Annotated in this window: 25 protein-coding genes; 10 read left to right on the top strand and 15 right to left on the bottom strand. The window is 73.0% G+C overall.

Going from position 1 to position 24,089, the window contains the following annotated elements; all coding sequences use genetic code 11:
* Positions 1 to 5: 5 nt before the first annotated feature.
* Complete coding sequence (locus tag HQQ88_RS06350; RefSeq protein WP_123936990.1) at positions 6 to 785, bottom strand: Fpg/Nei family DNA glycosylase; 780 nt, start codon at positions 783 to 785, stop codon at positions 6 to 8.
* Positions 778 to 5,562 carry a DEAD/DEAH box helicase gene (locus HQQ88_RS06345; RefSeq protein WP_173168953.1) on the bottom strand — a complete coding sequence of 1,595 codons (4,785 nt, stop codon included), beginning with the start codon at positions 5,560 to 5,562 and terminating at the stop codon, positions 778 to 780. The genes HQQ88_RS06350 and HQQ88_RS06345 overlap by 8 nt, the downstream gene beginning before the upstream one ends.
* 170 nt (positions 5,563 to 5,732) lie before the next feature.
* Between HQQ88_RS06345 and HQQ88_RS06340 the strand changes: the two genes are divergently transcribed.
* Positions 5,733 to 6,380 carry a PadR family transcriptional regulator gene (locus HQQ88_RS06340; RefSeq protein ID WP_235035855.1) on the top strand — a complete coding sequence of 216 codons (648 nt, stop codon included), beginning with the start codon at positions 5,733 to 5,735 and terminating at the stop codon, positions 6,378 to 6,380.
* 173 nt (positions 6,381 to 6,553) lie between these two features.
* Here HQQ88_RS06340 and HQQ88_RS06335 read toward each other — a convergent pair whose 3' ends face one another.
* Positions 6,554 to 7,171, bottom strand: coding sequence for an alpha/beta hydrolase (locus HQQ88_RS06335; RefSeq protein ID WP_123293086.1), 618 nt, complete (start codon positions 7,169 to 7,171; stop codon positions 6,554 to 6,556).
* 73 nt (positions 7,172 to 7,244) lie between these two features.
* On the opposite strand from HQQ88_RS06335, the gene HQQ88_RS06330 reads away from it, so the two are divergent.
* The gene (locus HQQ88_RS06330) at positions 7,245 to 7,787 is read left to right on the top strand and encodes an NUDIX hydrolase family protein (RefSeq protein WP_111083509.1); all 543 of its coding nucleotides are present in this window, start codon (positions 7,245 to 7,247) and stop codon (positions 7,785 to 7,787) included.
* Positions 7,788 to 7,893: 106 nt separating this feature from the next.
* On the opposite strand, the gene HQQ88_RS06325 is transcribed toward HQQ88_RS06330, so the two are convergent.
* Entirely contained in the window at positions 7,894 to 8,103 is a 210-nt protein-coding gene (locus HQQ88_RS06325; RefSeq protein ID WP_111083508.1) for a CsbD family protein, read from the bottom strand.
* Between the two features lie 143 nt (positions 8,104 to 8,246).
* Positions 8,247 to 9,854 (bottom strand): DEAD/DEAH box helicase, encoded by a 1,608-nt coding sequence (locus HQQ88_RS06320; protein WP_131845925.1) that lies wholly within the window; start codon positions 9,852 to 9,854, stop codon positions 8,247 to 8,249.
* Positions 9,855 to 10,142: 288 nt separating this feature from the next.
* Between HQQ88_RS06320 and HQQ88_RS06315 the strand changes: the two genes are divergently transcribed.
* Positions 10,143 to 10,976 (top strand): endo alpha-1,4 polygalactosaminidase, encoded by an 834-nt coding sequence (locus HQQ88_RS06315; RefSeq protein ID WP_123293090.1) that lies wholly within the window; start codon positions 10,143 to 10,145, stop codon positions 10,974 to 10,976.
* Between the two features lie 111 nt (positions 10,977 to 11,087).
* Here HQQ88_RS06315 and HQQ88_RS06310 read toward each other — a convergent pair whose 3' ends face one another.
* The 3 genes from HQQ88_RS06310 to HQQ88_RS06300 form a co-directional block, all read right to left on the bottom strand.
* Positions 11,088 to 11,447, bottom strand: coding sequence for a GntR family transcriptional regulator (locus tag HQQ88_RS06310; RefSeq protein ID WP_165901018.1), 360 nt, complete (start codon positions 11,445 to 11,447; stop codon positions 11,088 to 11,090).
* Between the two features lie 10 nt (positions 11,448 to 11,457).
* Positions 11,458 to 12,030, bottom strand: a complete 573-nt coding sequence (locus tag HQQ88_RS06305; protein WP_123293403.1) for a DUF1684 domain-containing protein — start codon at positions 12,028 to 12,030, stop codon at positions 11,458 to 11,460.
* A gap of 131 nt (positions 12,031 to 12,161) precedes the next feature.
* A complete protein-coding gene (locus tag HQQ88_RS06300) occupies positions 12,162 to 12,644 on the bottom strand; it encodes a hypothetical protein (RefSeq protein ID WP_173168952.1) in 483 nt (160 codons plus the stop codon).
* Between the two features lie 74 nt (positions 12,645 to 12,718).
* On the opposite strand from HQQ88_RS06300, the gene HQQ88_RS06295 reads away from it, so the two are divergent.
* Positions 12,719 to 13,486, top strand: coding sequence for a carbonic anhydrase family protein (locus HQQ88_RS06295; protein WP_173168951.1), 768 nt, complete (start codon positions 12,719 to 12,721; stop codon positions 13,484 to 13,486).
* Between the two features lie 3 nt (positions 13,487 to 13,489).
* Here HQQ88_RS06295 and HQQ88_RS06290 read toward each other — a convergent pair whose 3' ends face one another.
* Positions 13,490 to 14,122 (bottom strand): GNAT family N-acetyltransferase, encoded by a 633-nt coding sequence (locus HQQ88_RS06290; RefSeq protein ID WP_123339447.1) that lies wholly within the window; start codon positions 14,120 to 14,122, stop codon positions 13,490 to 13,492.
* A gap of 97 nt (positions 14,123 to 14,219) precedes the next feature.
* Between HQQ88_RS06290 and HQQ88_RS06285 the strand changes: the two genes are divergently transcribed.
* Both HQQ88_RS06285 and HQQ88_RS06280 read left to right on the top strand, forming a co-directional pair.
* Complete coding sequence (locus HQQ88_RS06285) at positions 14,220 to 14,825, top strand: hypothetical protein (RefSeq protein WP_216834250.1); 606 nt, start codon at positions 14,220 to 14,222, stop codon at positions 14,823 to 14,825.
* Positions 14,826 to 14,892: 67 nt separating this feature from the next.
* A complete protein-coding gene (locus HQQ88_RS06280; protein ID WP_111083501.1) occupies positions 14,893 to 15,195 on the top strand; it encodes a DUF427 domain-containing protein in 303 nt (100 codons plus the stop codon).
* A gap of 18 nt (positions 15,196 to 15,213) precedes the next feature.
* On the opposite strand, the gene HQQ88_RS06275 is transcribed toward HQQ88_RS06280, so the two are convergent.
* The 6 genes from HQQ88_RS06275 to HQQ88_RS06250 all read right to left on the bottom strand — a co-directional run bounded on the left by HQQ88_RS06275 (position 15,214) and on the right by HQQ88_RS06250 (position 20,380).
* Complete coding sequence (locus HQQ88_RS06275) at positions 15,214 to 16,473, bottom strand: Nramp family divalent metal transporter (RefSeq protein ID WP_173168950.1); 1,260 nt, start codon at positions 16,471 to 16,473, stop codon at positions 15,214 to 15,216.
* Between the two features lie 75 nt (positions 16,474 to 16,548).
* Positions 16,549 to 17,244 carry a CGNR zinc finger domain-containing protein gene (locus HQQ88_RS06270; protein ID WP_111083499.1) on the bottom strand — a complete coding sequence of 232 codons (696 nt, stop codon included), beginning with the start codon at positions 17,242 to 17,244 and terminating at the stop codon, positions 16,549 to 16,551.
* Between the two features lie 47 nt (positions 17,245 to 17,291).
* Complete coding sequence (locus HQQ88_RS06265) at positions 17,292 to 17,783, bottom strand: SprT-like domain-containing protein (protein WP_131877685.1); 492 nt, start codon at positions 17,781 to 17,783, stop codon at positions 17,292 to 17,294.
* Entirely contained in the window at positions 17,780 to 18,610 is an 831-nt protein-coding gene (locus tag HQQ88_RS06260; RefSeq protein WP_111083497.1) for a hypothetical protein, read from the bottom strand. The genes HQQ88_RS06265 and HQQ88_RS06260 overlap by 4 nt, the downstream gene beginning before the upstream one ends.
* Before the next feature lie 125 nt (positions 18,611 to 18,735).
* The gene (locus HQQ88_RS06255) at positions 18,736 to 19,422 is read right to left on the bottom strand and encodes a hypothetical protein (RefSeq protein WP_173168801.1); all 687 of its coding nucleotides are present in this window, start codon (positions 19,420 to 19,422) and stop codon (positions 18,736 to 18,738) included.
* 115 nt (positions 19,423 to 19,537) lie between these two features.
* The gene (locus HQQ88_RS06250; protein ID WP_173168949.1) at positions 19,538 to 20,380 is read right to left on the bottom strand and encodes a spermidine synthase; all 843 of its coding nucleotides are present in this window, start codon (positions 20,378 to 20,380) and stop codon (positions 19,538 to 19,540) included.
* Positions 20,381 to 20,522: 142 nt separating this feature from the next.
* On the opposite strand from HQQ88_RS06250, the gene HQQ88_RS06245 reads away from it, so the two are divergent.
* From HQQ88_RS06245 to HQQ88_RS06230, 4 genes are all read left to right on the top strand, one after another.
* Complete coding sequence (locus tag HQQ88_RS06245) at positions 20,523 to 21,065, top strand: hypothetical protein (protein ID WP_123293102.1); 543 nt, start codon at positions 20,523 to 20,525, stop codon at positions 21,063 to 21,065.
* Positions 21,062 to 22,429, top strand: a complete 1,368-nt coding sequence (locus HQQ88_RS06240; protein ID WP_173168948.1) for a histidine kinase — start codon at positions 21,062 to 21,064, stop codon at positions 22,427 to 22,429. Before HQQ88_RS06245 ends, HQQ88_RS06240 begins: the two co-directional genes overlap by 4 nt.
* Positions 22,426 to 23,076, top strand: coding sequence for a response regulator transcription factor (locus tag HQQ88_RS20095; RefSeq protein WP_131877677.1), 651 nt, complete (start codon positions 22,426 to 22,428; stop codon positions 23,074 to 23,076). The genes HQQ88_RS06240 and HQQ88_RS20095 overlap by 4 nt, the downstream gene beginning before the upstream one ends.
* 305 nt (positions 23,077 to 23,381) lie before the next feature.
* Positions 23,382 to 23,993 (top strand): hypothetical protein, encoded by a 612-nt coding sequence (locus tag HQQ88_RS06230; protein ID WP_173168947.1) that lies wholly within the window; start codon positions 23,382 to 23,384, stop codon positions 23,991 to 23,993.
* Positions 23,994 to 24,089: the final 96 nt, after the last annotated feature.

Raw genomic sequence — 24,089 nt, 5'->3', positions numbered from 1 at the left:
GCGGCTCAGGTCTGGCAGCGCGGGCACCAGTAGGTGTCCCGCAGGGTGAGTTCCGAGTCACCGAGGTCCCCTCGCCGGATCCGGGTGCCGCACCGCAGGCACGGCTTGCCCGCGCGTCCGTAGACCCAGAACCGACGCCCCGGGCGGTCGATCCCCGTCGTCACCCGGTGGCTGCGGTCCCGGTTCGCCAGGATGAGCCGGCTCGCCAGGGAGATCGTCCGGCCGGCGTCGTGCACCTCGGCCACCGGGCGGGTCGGCAGGACCCCGCGCAGGAAGCAGAGCTCGTTGCGGTAGACGTTGCCGAGGCCGGCGAGCACCCGCTGGTCGAGGAGCGCCAGTCCGACCGGGCGTGCAGGATCCCGCGTCAGGTTCTCGAGCGCCAGGTCGGCGTCCCAGTCGGGCCCGAGCAGGTCCGGGCCGAGGTGCCCGACGACCTCGGACTCCTGGTCGCGGGGGACCACCTCGAGCACCCCGAGCGTGAACCCGACGGTCGAGACGTCCTCGGTGTCGAGGATCGCGCGTGCCTGGTGCGCCGGGCGTCGCCAGCGCTCGCCGGGGGCGTAGACGTCCCACCGCCCCTCCATCTTCAGGTGCGAGTGCACGGTCAGGTCCCCGATCCGGTGCAGCAGGTGCTTGCCACGGGGCACGACCTCGTCGACGGTGCGGCCGACCAGGTCGACGGTCGCGAACGCGGGCACCCGGAAGTCGCTCCGGGTCAGGACCTTGCCCGCGAGCGCCGTGTGCAGCCGGTGGGCTGCCCGGTAGACGGTGTCGCCCTCAGGCACGGAGCCGGAGTCCCTGCGGGGTGGCGGTGAACCCGGCGTCGCCCAGCGCGGTGCCGAGCGGGGTGCCGAGCACGAACTCGCCGTCGACGCGCTCGACCGCGAGCTTCCGCAGTCCGGTGCGCACGATGCCCGCGATCGACGCCGCTGCGACGGCCAGGTCGGCGGGGTCGTCGGTGAAGGTCAACACCGACTTGCCGCCGCGCTCGACGTACACCGCGAGCCGGCCGTCGACGGTGGTGACGAGTGCTCCGGCCTTACGCCCGGGCCGGTGGCCGCGTGCGCCGGTGGTGGCCGGTGCCGGGGCCTTCTGCGCAGCCGCAGCGACAGCAGCGACGTCGGCGCCCGTGACGTCCGTGTCGGCCGCCGCGCGGTCGTCGGACGGCCAGGGCAGCGATGCGCCGTACGGGTTCGCGGGGTCGGTCGCAGCCAGGGTCAGTGCCTCGCACTTCCGGTCCGGGTCGACGCGCTCGTCGTCGTCGAGGTCGCGGGCGTAGGTCCGCAGCCGGTCGATGGTCGGACCCGTGGCGAACTGTGCGGCCCCGAGGCCCTCGATGAAGTAGCCGCGGCGCGCCCGCCCGGACTCCTCGAACCGCGAGAGCACCCGGTACACGCCCGCGAACCCACCTCGGACCCCCTCGACCTGGACGGCCCCGCGGGTGACGACGCCGTAGCGCTCGAGCAGCTGCTCGGCGGTCGCGGCGGCCCGTACGGTCGAGTCGGACTCGGCCAGGGGGAGCAGGGACCAGCGGCCACCGACGGTCGGCGGACCGGACTGCGTCGGCATCGTCGGACGGCGGCGCCCGCGGTACGCACGAGCCCGCGGGGTGCTGCTGCTCTTCGCCTTGCCGCCGAGCATCGAGCGCAGCGGAGCGAACGTGTCGTTCGTGATCTGCCCGGCCCAGACGAGGTCCCACAGCGCCGTCGTCAGGGCCGGGTCGTCGGTGCTGCCGACGGCCTGCCCGAGCTGGCGGAAGAAGTACGCGCCGCCGCCGGCCAGGGCACCGAGCACGTCGCGCTGCAGCTCGGTGGTCTCGTCGCCGGAGGGCTCGGCGAGCGTCGTCGACGCCGTCTCGGCGAGGTGCAGGCGCACCCACCCGTCGTTGCCGGGCAGGGTCCCGCCGCCGGACCACAGGACCTCGCCGGTGGCGGTGAGCTCGTCGAGCATGTTCGTGGAGTAGTCGGTCACCCGCGCGGGCAGCACCAGGGTCTCCCAGGCGCTGGCGGGCAGGGCGACGCCGGCGAGCTGGTCGATCACCTGCAGGACCCCGTCGACCCCGCGCAGGCCGCCGCGGGTGCCGGGGGTCTGCACGTGCTGCCAGGCGGGCAGGAAGCGCGCGAGCGTGTCCGGCGACACCGGCTCGACCTCGTGGCGGAGCGCGGCGAGGGACTTCGTGCGGATCCGGCGCAGGACCTCGGCGTCGCACCACTCGGCGCCCTGCCGATCCGGGCGGAACTCGCCTTCGACCACACGCCGGTCGGCGACCAGACGGCGCAGGGTGTCCTGCACGACGGCGACCCCGAGGCCGAGGCGACCCGCGGCCTCCTGCGCCGAGAACGGCCCGTGCGACCGGGCGTACCGGCCGACCAGGTCACCGAGCGGGTCGGCGACGGGTTCGACGAACGCGGTCGGCACGCCGATCGGCAGCGGGACCCCGAGGGCGTCACGCAGGCGCGAGGCGTCCTCGATGACGGCCCAGCGGGTGGACCCGGCGTGCGAGAACGACAGGACGCGGCGATCGCGTTCGAGCGCGGTGAGGATCGCCTGGACCTCGGCGTCGGCCGCCCCACGGTCCGGGGCCCCTGCGAGCCAGCTCCGGTCGACGGCCTCGGACAGGTCGAGCGCCCCCACCAACCGCAGCACGTCGACGAGCCCCTCGGCGTCGCGGGCGCGGCGGTCCGGCGAGAGCCGCTGCAGGTCCTGTTCCACCGAGGCGATGACCGCCGGGTCGAGCAGCTCCCGCAGTTCGGCACGACCGAGCAGCTCGCCGAGCAGGGTCGAGTCGAGCGACAGTGCCGCGGCCCGGCGCTCGGCGAGCGGGGAGTCGCCCTCGTACATGAACGCGGCGACGTACCCGAACAGGATCGACCGTGCGAACGGGGACGGCGTCTCGGTCTCGGTCTCGACCAGGCGGATGCGGCGGCCGGCGATCTCGTCGGCGATGCCGAGCAGGGCGGGCACGTCGTAGACGTCCTGCAGCACTTCGCGCACGGTCTCGAGCACGATCGGGAACGACGGGTACTTCCGGGCCACCTCGAGCAGCTGCGAGGCCCGTTGCCGCTGCTGCCACAGGGGCGAACGCTGCCCGGGGTTCCGACGGGGCAGCAGCAGGGCGCGCGCCGCACACTCGCGGAACCGCGCGGCGAACAGCGCCGAGCCACCGACCTCGTCCGTGACGAGCGCCTCGAGGTCGTCGCGCTCGAACACGAACAGGTCGGCACCCGGCGGTTCGGCGTCGGTCTCGGGGATGCGCACCACGATGCCGTCGTCAGCGGCCATCGCGTCGCCGTCGATGCCGTGGCGTTCACGCAGCCGCGCCGCGACCGCCAGGGCCCACGGCGCGTGCACCTGCATGCCGTACGGCGAGTGCAGGATGAGCCGCCAGTCGCCGAGTTCGTCGCGGAAGCGTTCGACCACGAGCGTCGTGTCGTTCGGCACGTGGCCGGTGGCCGCCCGCTGGTCGCGCAGGAAGGTCAGCAGGTTCGTGACAGCACGCTCGTCGAGGCCGCCGGCGGCGACCCGGGCGCGGGCGTCGTCGTCCGAGGCGCCCTCGACCTCGCGCACGAACGCCCCCGTCGCGCGACCGAGTTCGGCGGGGCGGCCGATGCCGTCGCCCTTCCAGAACGGCACCCGACCGGGCTGTCCGAACGCCGGGCTCACGATGACCCGGTCGTGGGTGATCTCCTCGATCCGCCAGCTCGTGGCTCCGAGGGCGAAGACGTCGCCGACGCGGGACTCGTAGACCATCTCCTCGTCGAGCTCGCCGACCCGGGAGGCCTTCTCGCCGACCATGAACACGCCGAACATGCCGCGGTCCGGGATCGTGCCGCCGCTCGTCACCGCGAGCCGCTGGGCCCCCGGGCGTCCGGTCAGGGTGCCGTGCACGCGGTCCCACACGAGGCGCGGGCGGAGCTCGGCGAACTCGTCGCTCGGGTACCGCCCGGTCACCAGGTCGAGCGTGGCGTCGAACGCCGAACGGGGCAGGCCGCTGAACGGAGCGCTGCGCCGGATCAGGTCGAACCAGTGCTCGACGTCGACGGTGTCGATCGCTCCCGCGGCGACGGTGTGCTGCGCCAGCACGTCGAGGGGGTTCGCCGGCACCGAGATCGACTCGATCTGCCCCGAGACCATCCGTTCGACCGTGACCGCACTGTTGACGAGGTCGGCGCGGTGCTTCGGGAACAGCACCCCGCGGGAGATCTCGCCCACCTGGTGCCCGGCACGCCCGACGCGCTGCAGGCCGCTCGCGACCGAGGGGGGCGCCTCGACCTGGACGACGAGGTCGACCTCGCCCATGTCGATCCCGAGTTCGAGCGAACTCGTCGCGACGACGCACCGCAGCCGACCGGACTTCAGGTCGTCCTCGATGATGGCGCGCTGGTCCTTCGACACCGAGCCGTGGTGGGCGCGGGCGAGCACGGGCACTGCAGTGTCGGAGCCGCCGCCACCGGTCTGCCCGGACGCGCCGATCATCTGCGCCGGCGGCCGCTTCGTGCCCTGGGGTGCGACCGCATGTGCCGAGGTCCGCGCGGGCGACTGCGCGCGACCCCGCGCCACCGGCAGCCCGTCGTCGGCCGGCGAGACACCCGCCGGCACCAGCGCATCGCCCACCGCGGCCGGAGCCGCCGCAGCGATGACGCGCTCTTCGTGGATCTCGTTCAGCCGCGCGGTGAGTCGCTCGGCCAGTCGCCGCGAGTTCGCGAACACGATCGTCGACCGGTGCTCCTCGATGAGGTCGACCACACGCTCTTCGACGTGCGGCCAGATCGAGCCGTTCGCGGGCGCGTCGGACGCGTCTGCACCGACCGGCGGAGCACCGAGCTCGGCCATGTCGTCGACCGGCACGACGACCCGCAGGTCGAAGGTCTTCTGCGCCGGCGGGGCGATGATCGTCACCGGTGCACGCCCGCCGAGGAACCGAGCGACCTCTTCCGGCGGCCGGACCGTCGCGGACAGCCCGATGCGCTGCACCGGCTTGTCGAGCAGGTCGTCGAGCCGCTCGAGCGAGACGGCCAGGTGCGCTCCGCGCTTGGTCGAGGCGACCGCGTGCACCTCGTCCACGATGACGGTGTCGACGTTGACCAGGGTCTCGCGCGCCTGCGAGGTGAGCATGAGGTACAGCGACTCGGGCGTCGTGATGAGGATGTCGGGCGGCTGGCGGAGCAGCTTCTGCCGGTCCGACGACGGGGTGTCGCCACTGCGCACCCCGACGGTGACCTCTGGTGGTTCGGTGCCGAGCCGCCGGGCCGTCTGCGTGATGCCGACGAGCGGGCTGCGCAGGTTCCGCTCGACGTCGACGCCGAGGGCCTTGAGCGGCGAGACGTACAGGACCCGCGTGCGCTGCTTGGCCGGGGGCCGGTCGGTCGCGCTGATGAGCCGGTCGATCGACCACAGGAACGAGGCCAGGGTCTTGCCGGAACCGGTCGGCGCGATGACGAGTGCGTGCTGCCCCGTCGAGATGGCGTCCCACGCGCCCGCCTGTGCCGGAGTGGGGGCGTCGAACGCACCACGGAACCACTCCGCGGTCGCGGGGGAGAAGCGCTCGAAGACGTCCGTCATGGTCCGCCCATCCTGCCCGCCACCACCGACAGCAGGCCGAGCGGGGAATACTCCTTGACAAGACGATAGTTAGCGATCTATCGTAAACACATCGCGATACGACGAAGACGAAACCAGTCAGACCGATCGCGAGCCGACTCAGCAACAAGGAAGGACGCACCATGCGCCCCATGCACAACGACAACGACAGCAACCACCACCCGCGCGGCCCCCGTTTCGGCGGCGCGCGGCAGCACCACGGCGCCGGCTTCCCCGGCCGCGACCGCGGTGACCACGAGCACGGCGGCCGAGGCGGCCGTGGCTTCGGCCCGGGCTTCGGGCCGGGCATGGGCTTCGGCCCCGGCTTCGGTGGCTTCGGCGGACCCGGCTTCGGTCGCGAACGCCGCCGCCGCGGTGACGTCCGCCTCGCGATCCTCGGCCTGCTGGCCGAGGGGCCGCAGAACGGCTACGCCGTGATCAAGACCATCGCCGAGCGCACCGGCGGCGCCTGGAAGCCGAGTCCCGGCTCGGTTTACCCGACGCTCCAGCAGCTCGTCGACGAAGACCTCGTGGTCTCGTCGGGCGACGGCCGCAAGACGCTCTTCGAGCTCACCGACGCGGGCAAGGCCGAGGCCGAGGCGAAGGCCGACGAGATCGCAGCGGCACTCGACGCGGCCCCCGGGATCCCGGACGCGCAGCGCGAGTTCTTCGAGGCGCTCCGGAAGACCATGGGCGTCCTGCAGATGTACCGGACGACCGCGACGGAGGACCAGGCCAAGGCCGCCACCGCCAAGGTCGACCAGCTCCGCAAGGACCTGCTGCAGATCCTCGCCGACTGACGTCGGAACCCACGAACGGGAGGCACGGTGCCAGCTGGCACCGTGCCTCCCGTCCGTCGTCGCCGGGGCTGACCCCCGCGCATCGTGAGCAGAAAAGGTCGAGTCCGCACGTCGGACCCGACCATTTCTGCTCACCAAGCGCGTCCCGCGCCCTCACCAAGCGCGCCCCGCGCCTACGCCCCGATGAACGCCGCGACGTCCGACAGCTCCGCTGCCGACACCGCGTGCGGCAGCCCCTCGTAGGCCCGGTCCGTCACGGTGGTGTTCGCCGCCGCCCACGCCTGCGTCCGCGCGGTGGCCTCCGCCGGGATCACCGGGTCGAGGTCGCCGTGCCCGAGGAACACCCGCGGCCGGACGGCGGCGACGGCCTCGTCGCGCGAGTCCGTCACCCCCGGCACGACGAACCCGGACAGCGACACCGCGAACGCGAACGCCGCGGGCCGTGCGCGCAGCAGCTGCAGCGCCATCGACCCGCCCTGCGAGAACCCGAGGAGTCCGATCCGCGGGTGGTCGGCGGCGACGGAGTCGACCCACGCGAGCACCTCGGCGACGGCGGCGTCGACGGGCTCGAGTGCGGGGGAGCCCGGCGTCCCGAGCGGGTACCAGCTGAACCCCTGGCCCCAAGCCATCGGCGCCCGCAGTGACGCCATCGTCCAGGCCGCCGGCAGCGCGGGGGCGAGTCCGAGCAGGTCGCGTTCGTTCGACCCCACCCCGTGCATGGTCACGAGCAGCGGTGTCCCTGCGCGTTCTTCCGCGGGACGGGTCCACTGCACCAGGTCTGCATCGATCATGTGGACAACGCTAACCATCCCCAAGTCCCGCGCCTTCCGCCGAACTCGACGCCGTCCCTGGTAGACACGGTGCATGGCCTCGTTGCAAACCCCCGACCCCGACTCCGGCTGGCTGTCCGACGAGGAACTCGCCAACGCGCGTCGTCGACTCCCCATCTGCTACGTCGAGGCGATCCCCGTCCGCACCGACGGCCTCGGCGTCGTGACCGAGGTCGGAGTGCTGCTGCGCGTGGCCCCGAGCGGCTCGATCGTCCGCACCCTGGTGTCCGGTCGCGTGATGTTCGGCGAGTCCATCCGCACGGCGCTCTTCCGTCACCTCGAGAAGGACCTCGGCCCGATGGCGTTCCCGCAGCTGCCGTCGAGTCCGACGCCGTTCACGGTGGCCGAGTACTTCCCGCTGCCCGGGGCCTCGGTGTACACCGACGAGCGGCAGCACGCGATCTCGCTGGCCTACGTCGTCCCGGTGACGGGCACGTGCGAGCCCCGGCAGGACGCCCTCGAGCTCACCTGGATGACCCCGATGGAAGCCGCGTCCGACGGCGTCGCCGACGACATGGAGGGTGGCCGCGGCGCCCTGCTGCGCGCGGGCCTCGCGTCGGTCGGCGCGCTCATGTAGCGACCGGCTCGGTTCCCGAACACGACGGAGCCCCCCCCCGAACACGACGAAGCCCCCGGATCCGATCGGATCCGGGGGCTTCGCAGCGCGGTGCTTGACCGGCTTGTTACTTCGTGTCGCGGTCGCTCTTGAGGCTGTCGGCGACGCCGGAAGCGGCGTCCTTGACGTTCGTACCCGCCTGCTTGGTGTCGGCCTTGACCTGATCGGTCTTGCCCTCAGCCTTGAGGTGGTCGTTGTCCGTCGCGTTCCCGACGGCCTCCTTGACCTTGCCTGCCGCCTTCTCAGCGGCGTTCTTGATGTCTTCGATCCCAGCCATAGGCACTCCTTCCAACAGCGGACGTTTCCCCGTCAGCCGCTTGCGCGGCATCCGGTGAAGGAGAACCTACGCCTCGGGGGTGTCCGCTTCGCAGGCGCCCCCAAGGTTGTCCCCCGCTGGTCAGCGCGGGCCGGGTCGACAGGTCAGTGGCGGTCGGCAGCGCCGGCCGGACGGGAGGCACGGCGCGACGAGCCACGACGGCCCCCGCCCGACTCCTGGCCGGCTCCACGGCCCGCGGCGTAGCCACCGTCCGAGGACCAGACGGCAGAGGACCCACCGCGCACGGTGTCGCTGCCGGCACGACGGCTGCCGCCGGTACGGCGACCACCCGTCGAGCCCGCGCCCGCGGCGGCGGAGCGCCCGGTGCCCTCGGAACGTGCGCCACGAGCCGGACGGCCCTGACGGCCCCCGGCCGAACCGGCGGACTCGGAAGCCGAGCCGGCACGCGCGGGCTGACCCGAGCCTCCCGGACGGCCGCCGCGACCACGACGACCACGGTCACCGGCGGAATCGGCGGAGCGCTGCTTCGGCTGACGCTGCTGCTGCGCGGGCTGGTCCTCGGCGACGTGGCGGATCGGGGCGATCTCACCGACGAGCGTGGTGACCGCCGGGGAGGTCGCGGTGACCTGCTGCGGGGTGACCTTGATCGCGGCGGCACGCATCATCTGCGCGACGTCGCGACGCTCGGCGGGCATCGTCACCGTGACCACGTCACCGGACGAACCGGCACGGGCGGTACGGCCCGAGCGGTGCAGGTACGCCTTGTGCTCGGTGGGCGGGTCGACGTGCACGACGAGCTCGACGTTGTCGACGTGCACACCACGGGCGGCGACGTCGGTGGCGACGAGGACGAGGGCCTCGCCGGACGAGAACTTCGCCAGGTTCCGCTCACGGGCGCCCTGCGACAGGTTGCCCTGCAGGTCGACGGCCGGGATCCCCTGGCTGCTGAGCTGCTTGGCGAGGCGCTTGGCGTGGTGCTTGGTGCGCATGAAGAGGATGCGGCGACCGTTGCCCGAGGCGAGGGTGCTCACGAGGTGCTTCTTCGCGTCGGCGTCGGCGACCTCGAACAGGTGGTGGGTCATCGCCTCGACGGGGCTGTTCGCCTCGTCGACGGAGTGCATCACCGGGTTGTGCAGGAACTTCTTGACGAGCTTGTCCACGCCGTTGTCGAGCGTGGCGGAGAACAGCAGACGCTGCCCCTGCTCGGGCGTCGCCTGCATGATCTTGGTCACGCCGGGCAGGAAGCCCATGTCGGCCATGTGGTCGGCCTCGTCGAGGACGGTCACCTCGATGTCACCGAGGTTGACGTGGCCCTGCTGCATGAGGTCGGCGAGACGGCCCGGGCAGGCCACGACGACGTCCACGCCGCCGCGCAGGGCGTCGACCTGACGGCCCTGTCCGACGCCACCGAAGATGGTCGTGGTGTTCAGGCCCATGGCCTTCGCGAGCGGAGCGAGGGCGACGTCGATCTGGGTCGCGAGCTCACGGGTCGGGGCGAGCACCAGGGCACGGGGGCGGCCGGCACGGCGCTTGCGGCCACTGGCGGCGAGGCGGGCGACGAGCGGGATCGCGAACGCGATCGTCTTGCCGGAGCCGGTGCGGCCACGGCCGAGGACGTCCTTGCCCTGCAGGGAGTCGGGGAGCGTGTCCTCCTGGATCGGGAACGCGGTCTCCTTGCCCTGGTCGGCGAGGACGGCGACCATCGGCGCGGGGACGCCCAGGTCGGAGAAACGGAGGTCATTGGTGGTCATGGTGACCTTTCGAGCCGGATGAGACCGGCTGTGGGCGCGCTCTGAGGCAGCGCGCGGGCGGGATGCGCGCCAACAGAGGTGGCTGGCGCAGTCGCCGCAGCAGAGAAGCCTGGGCACCTTCGGGAGGTGCTCGATCATCGACCAGAGGATCAGTGGAACGTGGTCGGGAGTTCGGGGCGTCCGTACGACGCACGAGACGATCGGCGTCTCGAGTACCACCAGCATAGCGTGTGGACCCCGCAGAACCCAGGACCGGTCCGTTCGCCGTGCGCATGCGAGGATTCCCGGGTGCGTACGCGAACCGTCCTGATCACCACCGCGATGGCCCTGGTGGCCGTCCTCGGCACGGCCGGTTGCGCCGAGGCTGCTCCGACCAGCGCTGCGGCGAGCTACCGCAACCTGCCGACCTCGGGGCGCCCGGACTACCAGCTCGGCGGCTCCTACACGCCGCCGTCCGGTGTGACGATCGTCGAGCGGGACAGCACCGCCAAGCCCGCGAAGGGCAAGTACGACATCTGCTACGTCAACGGGTTCCAGACGCAGCCTGAGTCCGCCCGCACGTGGACGGGGTCGTACCCGTCGGCGATCCTGCGCGACCGGGCCGGCAAGCCGGTGTCCGACCCGGGTTGGCCGGACGAGATGCTCCTCGACACCCGGACGGCGGCGAAGCGCGCGCTCATCACGAAGGTGCTCGCGAAGTCGATCGCCCGTTGCGGCGACCGCGGGTTCGACGCGGTCGAGTTCGACAACCTCGACTCGTGGACCCGGAGCGGGAAGCGGCTCACGCGCGCCGGCAACCTCGCGCTGGCGAAGTCACTCGTCGACACCGGGCACCGCCACGGCCTGGCCGTCGGGCAGAAGAACACGCCGCAGCTCGGGGCCTCCGGCCGGAAGCAGACCGGGTTCGACTTCGTCGTCGCCGAGGAGTGCGTGCAGTACCGGGAGTGCTCGGCGTACACGAAGGCCTACGGCAAGCGGGTCATCGACATCGAGTACGCGGACACCCTCGAGCGCTCGTGGGGCTCGGTCTGCAAGCTGAAGAGCCGCCCGGCGATGACGATCCTGCGCGACCGCGACCTGGTCACGCCGACCGACGACGCCTACGTCTTCGAGCACTGCTGAGCGCGGGTTCCTTCCCAGAACGCCCGCGATGGGAAGTCGAATCGGGCGTACCGGGCCGGAACTTCCGACCAGGTACGCCCGGAAGCACCAGGTACGCCCCGAAGCCCCGCGCTACGCGGGCCAGGCGTCCTTGAGCGCGGTTGCCGCCTGGTCCGCCGACAGACCCGCCGCGCGGGCAGCGGCTGCCAGCGCGCGTGCCGCATCAGCCACGGCGTCGGGCACCTCGGCCGGCCGCACCACCCGGGTGCCGGCACCACGAGCGGTGTGCACGAGCCCGGCCTCCTCGAGCAGCTGGTAGGCCTTCGCGACCGTGCCGGCCGCCAGCCCGAGCTCGTCGGCCAGCCCCCGCACGCTCGGCAGCCGTTCGCCGTCGACGAGGTACCCCGCGCCGATCTGTGCCGCGATCTGCGAGCGGACCTGCTCGAAGGGCGGCACGCGTCCGCCGGCGTCGAGTGCGACCAGTCCTGCCATGCGTTCCACCCTAGAAGTCGTACTGCTCGCCGACCGGGATCGGCACCGGCACGGTGTTGCCGGGAGGCGCGAGCGGGCACGCCCACGCCGGGTCGTACGCGCACGACGGGTTGTACGCGAAGTTGAAGTCCAGCACGAGCGAGTCGGCGTCGTCGCCGCCCAGGTCCGAGCCCTTGATCGTGTCGAGCAGGTAGCGTCCGCCGCCGTACGTGCCGCGGGCCTTGCCGGCACTGGAGTCCTTCACGGGGACGAACAGCCCGCCCGCGTAGCCGCCGTGCGACCAGACGTCGAGCGTGCCGACGCCCGGGACCGTCACGACGCCGAGGCGGTCGAAGTGCACGGTGCCGTCGGTGCCGGTCTCGTAGTCGAACTCGGCGGGCTCGGCCGGTTCGATGCGCACCTGGAACCGCCAGGCGGGGTCGTAGTCCGGCACGGGCAGCGACTCGAAGTCGCGGGCGTCCTCGTCCAGGAGCGGCGACGCGGGGTGCTCGGCGAACATCGCGTCGCGGGTCTCCCGCCACAGCGCGTGCGCCGTCTGGGGATCGGGCGTCGCGCGGACACGGCGGTACAGGTCGAACGTCATGCGCCGCCAGTCCACGGTCGCCAGCGTGCTGCGCACACGGTCGTCGGTCGTCGGCTCCTGGGGGCGCGTCTGGCTCACGTGGTCGAGGCTACGCCCGCTCCGCGGTGGACGGGAGGCCCGACTCGCCTCGGTCAGGCAGCATCCGTCCGCCAGGTGGGCGCGAGCGCACGCATCCGGTACGCCCGCCACTGCCAGATGACCCACATCCCCGGCCACAGCAGTGCGCCGAGGGCCCACGGCCGCATCCGGTAGGTCAGGCGGTCGATGAGCAGCGTCCGGTCGCCGGGAGCCGGCACGACCGCCATCCGGTGGCGCATCGTCATGCGGCCGAACAGCCCGCTCGTGCCGCCGCCGTTGTCACGCTGCACGGGGACGCCGTCGATCTCGTACAGGTCGAGGTCGACGTGCGTGTCGCCGCTCGGCACGAGGCCGAACGCACTCGCGGTGATCGGGTGCGGGTGCCCCGGTTCCCACCGCTCCGGGAACCCCTCGGGGCTGCGCGAGCGGTAGACCAGGAACGGCTTCGTCACCGCGACCATCACGGACGGGGACAGCAGGGCATCGCGCACGGCGTCGACCGGCGCATCGAGGACGATCCGGATACCGACGTGCATGCCCAGGACCCTACGCTCGCGGCCGACGACCGCTCTCGGCAAATGTGAAATACAAGTATGTGAGTGTGTACAGCATGCGATCCACTCATCCCCGCCTCCCCCTGCTCGCCGCCCCCGCCGTCCTCCTCGTCCTCGCCGGGTGCGCGGCCGGAACGCCTCCCGAGGCCGACGCGCACGACGCCGGCACGTCGTGGTCGTACGAGGGGGCGGGTGCCCCGCAGCACTGGGGTGGTCTCACCGACGAGTACGGCACGTGCGGCACCGGCGACCAGCAGTCCCCGATCGACCTCCCGGCGGCCCGCGGTGGCGCCGACCTCGACCTCGTGGGCACGGGCGCCGTCCGGGGTCTGACGGCGGACAACGGGCACACCGTGCAGTTCACCGCCGGCGACGGTGCCTCGACGACCATCGCCGGCGCGGACCTCGACCTGGTGCAGATGCACTTCCACGCGGGGTCGGAGCACACCGTCGACGGCGACCCGGCCGACGCGGAGTTCCACTTCGTGCACGCCGACGACCGCGGAGCCCTGACCGTCGTCGGGGTCCTCGCCGAGCGGGGCGCGCACAACCCCGCCTACGAGAGCTACCTCGCCGGGGCGACGGCGGGTGCCGGCCGGGAGAGCACGGTGGACGTCGAGGCGATGCTGCCCGCGACGCGCTCCTTCGCGACCTACGAGGGCTCGCTCACCACGCCGCCCTGCACCGAGGGGGTGCGGTGGATCGTGCTCGAGGACCCGATCGAGCTCGGCGTCGACCAGCTCGCCGACCTCGAGGCAGCGCACGTCGAGAACGCGCGTCCGGTCCAGCCGCTCGGCGACCGGACGGTCCGTCACACGCTCTGACGGTCAGGCGTGCCGGGCGGACCGGCGGCGCGACCCCTCGGCGCGGTCGTGCCGCCGGAGCCGCTCGGCCAGGGACAGCCGGACCGCCGGCCACTCCGAGGCGATGATCGAGAACACCACGGTGTCGCGGAGCGTGCCGTCGCGACCGATCGAGTGGTTCCGCAGCACGCCGTCCTGCTTCGCGCCCAGACCGGCGATCGCGGCGCGGGACTGGTGGTTGTGCCAGTGCGTGCGGAACTCCACCGCGATGCACTGCCAGGCCTCGAACGCGTGGGACAGCATCAGCAGCTTCGCCTCGGTGTTGATGCCCGAACGCTGCGCCGACTTCGCCAGGAACGTGCTGCCGATCTCGACGTGCCGGTTGCCCGCGTCGATGTTCATGAAGGTCGTCGAACCCACCACGCGGCCGGTCGGACGATCACGCACCGCGAAGGGCACCATGCGGCCGGCCTCGTGCTCGGCGAGGCGCCGGTCGATCTCGTCCTCGACCTGGGCCGGCGCGGGGACCGAGGTGTACCAGGTGCGCCACAGATCGCCGTCCGTCACCGCTGCCCGCAGGTCTTCCGCGTGCTCCTGCGCGAGGGGCTCGAGCGTCACACGGTCGCCGGTCAGGGTGGGCGCGGGGGCGATCTCCATGGAAAAGCATCCTACGGTCGTCGACCATGGCGGAGCCTGGCGGGACGGTCACCCTGTGGAGAGGGACAGCATCGCTCGGACGGCTATCGTGACGGACGTGGCAGAACGCACCCAGGAGCAGTACCAGGTCCGGTTCGCGTGGGGCACCGGTGGTGCGGCACGCATCGCCCACGGCGCACACCTCGTCGTCTGGGTGGACGTCCTGCCGAGCTCGCCGGACGCGGCGGCGCAGCGCCGCGCGTTGCGGAACGCGACCGCCCAGCTGCCGGACGGTCCGGAGGTCGTGCTCGGCCACCTCGGCAACGCGAGTGCGATCGCGGAACGGGTGACGGGCCTCCAGGCCGATCGTGGCGACCGGTGCGTCGTCGCGGTCGTCGCCGCCGGGCTGCACCATCCCGGAGCGCTGGACGACGCGGCCGAGGCCGCGGGCGAGACCGTCGACGTGCCCGACGCGCCCGACTTCGCCGTCGAGGACCTGCTCGCCGCCGGCGCCGTCGTCGACGCGCTCGCCGCGGTCGGGATCGACCACACCTCACCGGAGGCCGCCGCGGCCTGCGCGGCGTACACCGGGCTCCGGCGCGCGGTGAAGCACCTGGTCACGGCCTCCGAGAGCGCGGCCGTCCTCGGTCGCGAGCCGGTGCACGCGGCGCTCGCCGTCGGACCGGAACTGGTCGTCCTGCGGGAATCGCGGGGCCGGGCGTAGCGTTCGGTCGGACAGGGACCGGAGCGCCGTCCAGGCCGTCCGGCACCAGCGAGCGAAGGAGCAACGCATGAAGGCAGTCGTCGGCGACACGGTGATCGCGGAGGCCCCGGAAGAGGACCTCATCAAGATCGAGGGCAACTGGTACTTCCCGCCGTCGAGCGTGAAGTCCGAGCTGTTCACCGAGAGCCCCACCCAGTACCACTGCCCGTGGAAGGGCGACACCCAGTACTTCACGGTGAACGTGGACGGACAGGCGCTGCAGGACCGCGCGTGGTCCTACCCGACGCCGATCCCGTCGTCGTTCGACCGCGTCGGCAAGGACTACTCGGGCTACGTCGCGTTCTGGAAGGACGTCACGGTCGTCGAGTGACGACCAGCGTCCCGGCGCTCACTGCGTCACCGTGAGCACGATCAGCGCGACGTTGAGCGCCACGATGACCGCCGCGATCACCCACGCCACCACGCGGGTGGTCGCGGCGTTCACTTCCGAGCCCATGATGCTGCGGCGCGACGTGTAGACGACCAGCGGGACGATCGCGAAGGCGATCCCGAAGCTCAGCACCACCTGGCTCACCACCAGCAGCATCGTCGCGTCGGCACCGATCGCGAGCAGCACGATCGCCGGCACCAGGGTGATCACACGCCGCGCCACGAGCGGGATCCGGACGTGCAGCAGCCCCTTCATGATCTCGGCGCCGGCCATGCAGCCGACCGAGGTCGAGGCCAGCCCCGACGCCAGCAGCCCCACCGCGAACAGCACCCCGACGACGGGCCCGACGTGGTCGGCGATCGCCCGCTGGGCACCGGGGATCGAGTCGGTGCCGGCGACGCCGGGCAGGGTCGCCGCGGCCAGGACGAGCATGCAGATGTTCACTCCGCCGGCGACCACCAGCGCGAGACCGACGTCCCACCGGGTCGCGACGAGCACGCGGCGGCGCTCCGGGCCGGCGGGGACGTCGCCGTGCCGGTCGCGGGCCAGCGCCGAGTGCAGGTAGACCGCGTGCGGCATGACCGTCGCGCCGAGCATCGAGGCCGCGAGCATCACCGACTCTGAGCCCTCGAACCGCGGCACCAGGCCGCTGACGAGCTCGGCGGGGGAAACCTGCGCGAAGAGCAGTCCGGCGCAGAAGCCGACGGTCAGGATCGCGAGCATCGCCGTGACGACGGCTTCGAACGTGCGGGTCCCGCGGCGGCTGTGCAGGGTCAGCAGGAGCATCGAGACCACACCCGTGATGAGCCCGCCGGCGACGAGCGGCAGGCCGAAGAGCAGGTGCAGGGCGAGCGCGCCGCCGATCACCTCGGCGATGTCGGTCGCGGCCGCGACGATCTCGGCCTGCCCCCAGAACAGCAGCCTCGGGGTGCGACGCATGCGCAGGCCGAGGTGCTCCGGGAGGGACTTGCCCGTGACGACGCCGAGCTTGGCGGAAAGGTACTGCACGACGACCGCGCTCGCGTTCGCGGCGACCAGGACCCAGAGGAGCAGGTAGCCGTACTTCGCCCCGGCGGTGAGGTTGGCCGCCACGTTGCCGGGGTCGACGTAGGCGATGGCCGCGACGAACGCCGGGCCGAGCAGGGTGAGGCCGGCGGCGCGGCGCCTCGGGGTACCCGTGGGTTCCTCGGTGGTCCTGGCTGCGGCGGTGTCGGTCACGGCACCAGCATGCCAGAGAATTCGGTGCGCCGAATCTTTTTCTTCGCGCTGCCTTGACGGCTGGTCGGAGGGTGGTCAGACCGCCGCGCGCCGAGCGCGGTGCGCACGGACCTTGGCGCGGTTCCCGCAGCGCTGCATCGAGCACCAGCGGCGTGTCCCGCCCCGCGAGGAGTCGTAGAAGACCAGCGCGCAGTCGTCCGCCGAGCAGCGGCTCAGACGCGTCGGACGGCCGTCAGCCTCGACGTCGTCGAAGCCGACCTCGGTGAACAGCGCGACGGCGTCGCGCGCGACGCTGGACAGTGCCTGGGCCAGGCGGACGCGGTTCGCTCCGGCACGTCGTCGGCCACCCGGGAGGCTCGGGGGCACGTCCGGCAGGGCGGCGAACAGGTTGACGGTGTCGATGTCGTCGGGCGCGGGGCGCGTGCGGCCGGTCCCGGCACGCAGGCCCGCCGCGACGGCGGTGCGCTCGGCCGCGGTGGTCGCCGGGCCGGGGGCCGCGGCGACGGCGAGTCGGGCGATCGCCGCGCGGAGCGCGCGTGCGTCCTGCAGCTCGCGCGCGCTCGCCCCGACGTCGATCGGTTCGGTGTGGTCGCTGAGCCACTCGTCCAGGTCCGCCGGGCTCGCGAGCAGCTCACCGAGCTGCGATCGAGGGCGTCGGCCGTCCGGGTCGTCGGCGAACCCACCGGTGTGCGCGAAGTCCAGGGCGATCCGACCGGCGTCGAAGAACCAGGTGGATCCGGCGTCCGTGCGGATGTGCTGCCCCGTGTGCATCCGTCCAGGCTAACGGGTTACCGGCGCGCCTCCGCGCGCGGACGGACTCATGCGGTAGTCGAGGCCACCGTCGACGGGGTGTCAGCCTCGCTCCGGCGCCGCCAGACGATGGCGTTGCGGGGATCGAACCGGCGGGAGCACCGGGCACAGGCGAGCTGGCGGGTGGGCGTCCGGTAGCGGAAGTGCTCGTGTCCGGCGGGGCAGGTCCCGATCCACGGTGCGAGCTCGCTGGCGATCGGGCCGTCGTGCAGCCGCGAACCCGTGTACCCGATGGCGGACGCGGTCCGCTTCCACTTCGGGCCGTGGCCCGCACGTGCTCCGGCGAGGGCGTGCGCGACCTCGTGCAGCAGGACCTGCTCGACGTCGTCGTCCGAGAACCGTGTCGCCAGGTGCCGGCTGACGGTGATGCGCTTCCGGGCGAAGTCGCACTGTCCTGCACGGGTCTTCGCGTGGTCGAACCCGAAGGCCCACGAGCCCGCGCCGAGGTGTTCGGTGATGAGTGCCTCGGCTCGGGAACGGACCGTCTCGAGTGCGGTCACTGGTCGGCGCGGGGGTCGGCCTGGCCCTTCTTGGCTGCCCGTGCGGCGATCCGTCCCCAGATGTCGTCGGCCTCGGTGCGCGCGGCGTCCGGCGCCCCGAGCACCCGGCGGCGGATCGGCGGGACCTGCTTGACCGGCTCGGCGACGCGCATGGTCGGTTCGTCGTCCTCGGCACGGCGGGCGGCGACCTCGCGGGCCGTCCGCGGCTTGTCGGCGGGTTCGGCGGGGTGCGTGATCGAGGCACGCATCGCCGCCTCGACCGCGGTGCGCAGGGCGTCGGTGCGCTCGGACGGGGCACCGGCCTGGCGGAACGCCTGGTAGGCGCGGGACAGTGCGGCGCGGGCCTCTTCGAAGCGGTCGTTCTCGAACAGCGACCACCCCTCGATCTCGGCGGCGGCCCCCTCGAGCTCCGGCCACTCCTCGGTCGCGGCGGTGTCGCGGGCCAGGGCGGCCTCGGTCGCGGCACGCTCGTGGCGACCCAGGTCGTGCAGGATGTGCGCGCGCCGGATCCGGGCGGCGACCTTGTCCTGACGCTCGCCCGTGAACATCGCGAGGCGGAAGACCTCCTCCGCGACGACGAGTGACTCGTCGAGACGACCGAGCAGGCGGAGGAGTTCGGCGCGTTCCGCGAGCGCCTCGGTGCTGCGGCTCTGACCGAGGTCGCGCAGACGCTGGTGCACGGCGTCGACGTCGACCGCCGGCCGCAGGCTGATGGGCGCGAAGGTGCTGCCCGGGCTGACCCCGGCCGTCACGGGAGCCGCGTGGCGCGGTTCACGGGACGGGTCGGACGGGTCGGGCTGCTGACGGTCGTCGGGCGGGAGGGACATCGGTTCGAGGGTAGCCGCGCTCTGCCGGGAGCGGCCGGTGCGACGCGCTCAGGCTTCGCGCCGGTGGACGCAGAACGGCCCGCCGTGCTGGAGCACGACGGGCCGTTCCGGACGGGCTCAGCGGATCAGGACATCCCGCTCGCCGCGACCGCAGCGACCCCGACCGCCACGACGAAGACGATGAGCGCGACGACGGCGAGGACGATCGCGAAGACGCCCCAACCGCGGCCACGCTTGGTGACGGCAGCGATGATGCCCTGCACGATCGCCCACAGGCCGAGGGCCGTGCCCAGGTAGAACATGAGGGACCCGGTGATGACGTTCGACGAGGTCATCAGCTCGGTGATCTGCGCGTCGCTCGGCGTCGCTCCGCTGTTCTGCATCGAGTCGCGGAAGGCGTCGGAAGCGCCGAACGACTGCCCGAACAGGTACCCACCGATGGCTCCCACGACCAGGGCGGCGAGGCCGACCACGAACGCGATCACGCCGACGGTCTTCTTCTTGGCCTTCGGTTCCTCGTAGCTCTGCCATGCGGGCGAACCGGAGCTCGCGGGCGCCGCGGCGTACGGCTGCTGGCCGTACTGCTGCTGCTGGCCGTACTGGTCCTGCTGCTGCCCGTACTGCTGCTGCTGCCCGTACTGGTTCTGCTGTTCGCCGTACTGCGGAGCGGACTGCCCGTACTGCGGCGTCGGGTCGCTCCGCTCGCCGTACCGCGGTGCGTCGGCGGCGGGCTGCTGCTGCGGGGCTCCGCCCCAGCTCGGCGCCTGGCCGTCGCCCGTCCGGTCCTGGTTGCTCCGGTCGTCGTTCGTCATCAGGGGATCCCATCGCTCGGTCGCGCACCTGCGCGGTCGTTCAGACCATCCTGACAGCCGCACCCGCCGAGTGCCCGGGAACGGCCTGGCGCGCCGCCCCGTCGTCACCGCGGGGTCAGGCGCCGAACACGCTCCGGTTCGGCTCCGGTGACGCCACGGCCGTCGCGTCCGTGACGATCGGCGCCCCGGCGATGAACGCCCGCAGCTCGGGCCCGTGCACGACCTTCGCCGGCATCGGGTCCGACGAGTACCGCCGCGGCATCTCGGCGATCGGCAGGTCGGTCGGCGAGCCGAGCAGCACGATGTTCCCGAACCGACGCCCCTTGAGCATGCCGGTGTCCGCCACCGCTGCGACCGACGGCAGCACGGCCTGCAGCGTCGACGCCTGCCCCCGCGCGAACGCGAGACCCGCGCCGTCGGCCACGTTCACGGCGACGATGCCGGTCGGCGACAGGAACGCGGCGACCTCGCGGTAGAACTCGATGCTCGTCACGTGCGCCGGGATCTGCGAGCCGCCGAAGACGTCCACCACGGCCAGGTCCACCGTGCCGCGGAGCCCGGTGGGGAGCTTGCCGAGTACCTCGCGCGCGTCGCCGTACCGCACCCGGATCGACGCACCGCGGGGGAACGGCAGGACCTCGCGGACGTGGTCCACCAGGTCGCGCTCGAGCTCGATGACCTGCTGGCGGGAGCCCGGCCGGGTCACCGCGACGTACCGGGGGAGCGTCAGGGCGCCGGCGCCGAGGTGCAGCGCCGTGACCGGGCCGGACGGCAGCAGGTCGATGGCGTGTCCGATCCGCCGGATGTACTCGAACGCCAGGTGGGTCGGGTCCTCGAGGTCGACGTGCGACTGCGGCGTGCCGTCCACCACGAGCGTGAAGGACCCGGGGCGGTGCCGGTCCGGCTCGACCACCGAGTACCCCGCACCGATCCGGAACCCGTCGAACGCATCAGCCATGCGGTCAATCGAACACCACCCGACCGGCACCGCGATCACCACCCGGGCCCCCACCCCTGGTTGGTGTGCCCGCGGACGCACCGGAACGAGGCTGGATCCATCGGTCGGGGACGTCCCGCCGGGTCACCTCGAAAGGCACACCATGTCGGTCCAGCTCCTCGTCAACGTCCTGATCGGCGTCGCCCTCGTCGGCTTCCTCGGGTACCGCCAGGCCACCTGGCAGTACCTCGACCCGGCGCGCATCTGGCGCACGCCGATGATCATGGCGATCGTCGGCGTGGTGGTCCTGGCGCAGTCGGGGGCGACGATCACCACGACCGACGTCGTGTTCCTCGGCATCGAGGCCCTGATCACGATCGGCGTGGGCCTGACGATGGGTACCATCACCCGGTTCCGCACGGTCGCCACCCCGGACAGCAAGGGTCGGACGATCCAGTCCCGCACGGGGTGGCTCGGAGCGTCGCTCTGGATCGTGCTCATCGCCGTGCGCGTCGGCCTCGACGTGCTCGGCGGCCACCTCGGTGCGCACCTGCTCACCTCGACCGGCGCGATCCTGCTCGTGCTCGCCCTGAACCGCGCCGCCCGCGCCGTCGTCATCGACCAGCGCATCCCGCGCGGAGACCGCGGAGACCGCGGCGACCGGACCGCCAGTGGCCGCACCACCCGCGGCATGATGGTCCGGTGACCCTGCTGAGCGGACAGGACCCGATCGACCTCCCCGGAGGTCGGTCCCGTTCGGCAACCGCCTGGGGACTCAACGCCCTCGGCATCGTGATCGTCGGGTTCTGGTTCGTGAAGAACGGACTCGAGCTGCAGCCCCCCGCGTGGGTGTGGGTGCTCGGCACGGTGGCGCTCGCCGCGTGGGCGCTCCGCGAGTTCGGCCGGACGCCGCAGCTGCTCGTCGTCGCGGGCGTGGTGATGGTCGTCGCCGGTTCCCTGACCGTGGTGGCGACCGACTCGCTCATGATCGTCCCCGTGATCGTCGGGATCGTCCTGCTCGGCGCGAACCTCCGGGTGCCGGTCTGGCTCGCGGCGGTGGCCGCGGTGGGGGCGATGGTGGTCATCGCCGTCTGCGCGACGATCGAGCACGCCTCGGTCCAGTTCGTCCTCGGCACGAGCGGCGGGCTGCTGCTCGGCGTGCTCATCGGGTTCAGCCGCCGGCAGTTCCGGGTCGCGGCGCAACGTGCGCGGCAGGCCGAGCGGGACCAGCAGCGGGCGCAGCTCCTCGCCGACCGGTCCCGGGCCTCGCGGGACATCCACGACGTCCTCGCGCACTCGCTGGGCGGACTCGTGCTGCAGCTCGACGCGGTCGAGGCCCTGCTCGAGGCCGGCCGGGTCGACGACGCGACGAAGCGTGCCGGCGAGGCCAGGACCCTGGCGGCGGACGGCCTCGCCGAGGCCCGCCGAGCCGTGCACGCCCTCCGCGACGACGCGGACGCCGAGCCCGGTGCCACCCCGGACCGGGCCGCCGCCCCGGACCGGGCCGCCCCCGACCCGACCACGACCGCGGACCGCGCCACCACCCCGGGCCGGACCACGGCCCCGGACCAGGCCACGCGGACCACCGGAGCCGACGTGCCGGACGCGAGCCGCGCCTCCCGGCCGTCCACCGACCACGTGCCGGACCGCGCCGACCGCACCGACCGCACCGACCACGTGCCGGACCGCACCGACCTGACCGCCCTGGTCGCCGCCCACCGCTCGTTCGGCGGCACCATCGTGGTGCAGGGCGACGTGACCCTGGCCGCACTCGACGAGGCGCACCGCGCCGCCGTCGTCCAGGTCGTCCGCGAGGCCCTCAGCAACGCCCGCCGGCACGCCCCCAGCCGCCCCGTGTCGCTGTCCGTCAACCGTGACGGCGACGCCGTGGACGTCGTCGTGGCCAACCCGCTCACCGGCGGCGGCCAGGGCCTGCTCGGGATGCGCGAGCGCGTCGAGGAGCTCGGTAGCGGCGCGACGGTCGAAGCGGAGCGGTCCGACGACGAGTTCGTCGTCGCGCTGCACCTGCCGGTGGACCGGGTGGCCGAGCACGAGGTGGACGCCTCGTGACCATCCGTGTCCTCGTCGTCGACGACCAGGCGATCGTCCGCGACGGCCTGGTGACGGTGCTGTCGCTCGTACCGGACCTGCAGGTGACGGGTGAGGCCGCCGACGGCGCCGAGGCGATCGCAGCGGTGGACCGTGACGCTCCCGACGTCGTGCTGATGGACCTCCGCATGCCCGGTACCGACGGGCCGACGGCGACCGCGCGCATCGTGGCCGACCACCCGCAGGTGGCGGTGCTCGTGCTGACGACCTACGCGGACGACGAGTCGATCGTGACCGCGCTCCGGGCCGGTGCGCGCGGGTACCTGACGAAGGACGCCGGACGGACCGAGATCGCGACGGCGATCCGGGCGGTCGCGTCGGGGCAGTCGACGTTCGACGCCACGGTCGGGGCGCGACTGGTGGCGCAGCTCGCCGGCGGCGGGGCGACGGCATCCGCACCCGCTGTGCCCGCGCTGCGTGACCGGTTCCCGGACCTGACCCCGCGCGAGGCCGACGTGCTCGAGCGCATCGCGGCCGGCCGGACGAACCCGCAGATCGCGGCGGAGTTGTTCCTGACCGTGCCGACGGTGAAGTCGTACGTGAACCAGGTGTTCGCGAAGCTCGGGGTCGCCACCCGCGCCGAGGCGGTCGCGCGCGTCCTGCGCTGACCGGTCCTGGCCGGTACGTGAATGCGTACACATGGACGGCCAGCGGACGCCAAGACTCGTTCCGTACTGTTCATCCGGTCGTCACGCGGGACCGCGTCGATGCGTGCAGTGCCCCACACCTCGCGCGTCCGCCCTCCCGACGTGACCACGACGTGCCGTCGAGCGCCCCAACGCTCGAACGCGCGCGCCGTCGGCGCGCGTCCGCGTGCTCCTTCCGGTCACCCGCGCGCGCTGGCCGTGATCACATCGCACCCGTCATGTAAAATACGGGATGCAACACTCCGCCGAGCCGCAGGAGACCCGACATGACCGCTGACACGATGAGCGTGCCCACCGCACGCCCGGCCGCACCGACGACCCGCGCCACCATGCGCACGACCGCGAGCCGGACGACGCGGGTGCCCCGCGCCTCCCGTCCGGCCCACGCCGACCACGAGGCGGCGCCCACCTGGATGCGTGTCGTCGGCGCGGTCCTGCTCCTCGGTGGCCTCGGCCTGACCGCGGCGGTGACCGCCTGGCCCGGCGACGCGCCGGAGACCGCGCTCATCGTTCCGGCGCTGGTCGCCGTCGTGGCGGGCGTGCTGCTGCTGCTCGCACGAGCCGGGTTCGCTGTCACCGACTCGCACGTCACGTTGCACTTCCGGCCGCTGCCGCCACGGCGCATCGCACGTCGGCGCATCGCCGACGTCCGACTCGTGGAGGCGGACGCTCGCACCTACGGCGGCGTCGGCCTGCGGATCGGTCGCGGTGTGCGCGCCCTGATCCTCACCCCCGGACTCGGGATCGAGCTCACCGACGACCGTGGTCGCGTCACCTTCGTGCGCACCCGTCGACCCGAGGACGCCTTCCGTGCGCTGGCCGGACTGCAGGGCCAGCCGGGAGGCGCGGGGCACGTCGAGCGCGAGCGCCTCGGCTGAGCGCACGGCCGGGTCCACTGCGCGGGCCGGGTGCGCAGGCCCGTTGCGGGCCGTCGCGGGCCGGACGCGGGCCGTTGCGGGCCGGGCGCGGGCCGG

Origin of the sequence: Curtobacterium sp. VKM Ac-2861 (genome assembly GCF_013204965.1) — a bacterium.
Lineage (GTDB): Bacteria > Actinomycetota > Actinomycetes > Actinomycetales > Microbacteriaceae > Curtobacterium.
The sequence above is the reverse complement of the archived record's forward strand: the minus strand, read 5'-3'. Positions and strand labels throughout refer to the sequence as shown.

Coding starts and splice junctions, on each gene's coding strand:
- HQQ88_RS06345 (WP_173168953.1), bottom strand. CDS start 5,562: ATGACGGACGTCTTCGAGCGCTTCTCCCCCGCGACCGCGGAGTGGTTC.
- HQQ88_RS06340 (WP_235035855.1), top strand. CDS start 5,733: ATGCACAACGACAACGACAGCAACCACCACCCGCGCGGCCCCCGTTTC.
- HQQ88_RS06335 (WP_123293086.1), bottom strand. CDS start 7,171: ATGATCGATGCAGACCTGGTGCAGTGGACCCGTCCCGCGGAAGAACGC.
- HQQ88_RS06330 (WP_111083509.1), top strand. CDS start 7,245: ATGGCCTCGTTGCAAACCCCCGACCCCGACTCCGGCTGGCTGTCCGAC.
- HQQ88_RS06325 (WP_111083508.1), bottom strand. CDS start 8,103: ATGGCTGGGATCGAAGACATCAAGAACGCCGCTGAGAAGGCGGCAGGC.
- HQQ88_RS06320 (WP_131845925.1), bottom strand. CDS start 9,854: ATGACCACCAATGACCTCCGTTTCTCCGACCTGGGCGTCCCCGCGCCG.
- HQQ88_RS06310 (WP_165901018.1), bottom strand. CDS start 11,447: ATGGCAGGACTGGTCGCACTCGACGCCGGCGGACGCGTGCCGCCCTTC.
- HQQ88_RS06305 (WP_123293403.1), bottom strand. CDS start 12,030: ATGACGTTCGACCTGTACCGCCGTGTCCGCGCGACGCCCGATCCCCAG.
- HQQ88_RS06300 (WP_173168952.1), bottom strand. CDS start 12,644: ATGCACGTCGGTATCCGGATCGTCCTCGATGCGCCGGTCGACGCCGTG.
- HQQ88_RS06295 (WP_173168951.1), top strand. CDS start 12,719: ATGCGATCCACTCATCCCCGCCTCCCCCTGCTCGCCGCCCCCGCCGTC.
- HQQ88_RS06290 (WP_123339447.1), bottom strand. CDS start 14,122: ATGGAGATCGCCCCCGCGCCCACCCTGACCGGCGACCGTGTGACGCTC.
- HQQ88_RS06280 (WP_111083501.1), top strand. CDS start 14,893: ATGAAGGCAGTCGTCGGCGACACGGTGATCGCGGAGGCCCCGGAAGAG.
- HQQ88_RS06270 (WP_111083499.1), bottom strand. CDS start 17,244: ATGCACACGGGGCAGCACATCCGCACGGACGCCGGATCCACCTGGTTC.
- HQQ88_RS06260 (WP_111083497.1), bottom strand. CDS start 18,610: ATGTCCCTCCCGCCCGACGACCGTCAGCAGCCCGACCCGTCCGACCCG.
- HQQ88_RS06255 (WP_173168801.1), bottom strand. CDS start 19,422: ATGACGAACGACGACCGGAGCAACCAGGACCGGACGGGCGACGGCCAG.
- HQQ88_RS06250 (WP_173168949.1), bottom strand. CDS start 20,380: ATGGCTGATGCGTTCGACGGGTTCCGGATCGGTGCGGGGTACTCGGTG.
- HQQ88_RS06245 (WP_123293102.1), top strand. CDS start 20,523: ATGTCGGTCCAGCTCCTCGTCAACGTCCTGATCGGCGTCGCCCTCGTC.
- HQQ88_RS06230 (WP_173168947.1), top strand. CDS start 23,382: ATGACCGCTGACACGATGAGCGTGCCCACCGCACGCCCGGCCGCACCG.